Origin of the sequence: Staphylococcus sp. NWU MKU2 (assembly GCF_033283605.1) — a bacterium.
GTDB classification, from domain to species: domain Bacteria; phylum Bacillota; class Bacilli; order Staphylococcales; family Staphylococcaceae; genus Staphylococcus; species Staphylococcus haemolyticus.
The window spans coordinates 1-539 of sequence record NZ_JAVSMH010000027.1; the positions used below are offsets into that span (position 1 = coordinate 1).

General features: G+C 29.9%; 1 protein-coding gene. It reads left to right on the forward strand.

The features are described from left to right. Positions 1-466, forward strand: a 466-nt coding sequence (locus SBL15_RS12960; protein WP_317956233.1) for a transposase, incomplete at its 5' end; no start/stop codon positions are given. Positions 467-539: the final 73 nt, after the last annotated feature.

Below are 539 nucleotides of genomic sequence, written 5' to 3' on the forward strand. Positions count from 1 at the left end.
TATAGAACAGTTATCTCAATTAGATAAAGAAATGATTAATTTAGCACAAGAACTAAAGTGTTACGAAATTATACAATCTATTCCTGGTATTGGAGAATTAACAGCAGCTATGTTAATCGGAGAATTAGGAGATATTACTCACTTTAAAACAAATAAACAATTAAATGCTTATGTAGGTATTGATATCAAACGATATCAATCTGGTAACACTCATTATAAGGATACAATTAATAAGCGGGGAAATAAAAAAGCTAGACAATTATTATTTTGGATAGTGATGAATATTATCCGAGGCCAGCGTAACTACGATAATCATGTCGTCGATTATTATTACAAACTAAGAAAGCAGCCAAATGAGAAATCTCATAAGACTGCCGTCATCGCTTGTATAAATCGACTATTAAAAACGATTCATTATCTGATAATGAATCAAAAATTGTACGATTATCAAATGTCCCCACATTAGCCAAACGTACAATCAAATACAGTTTAACACCTTATTCAAAAAATTAAAATTGAACGGTTTAGTTAAGTAATGC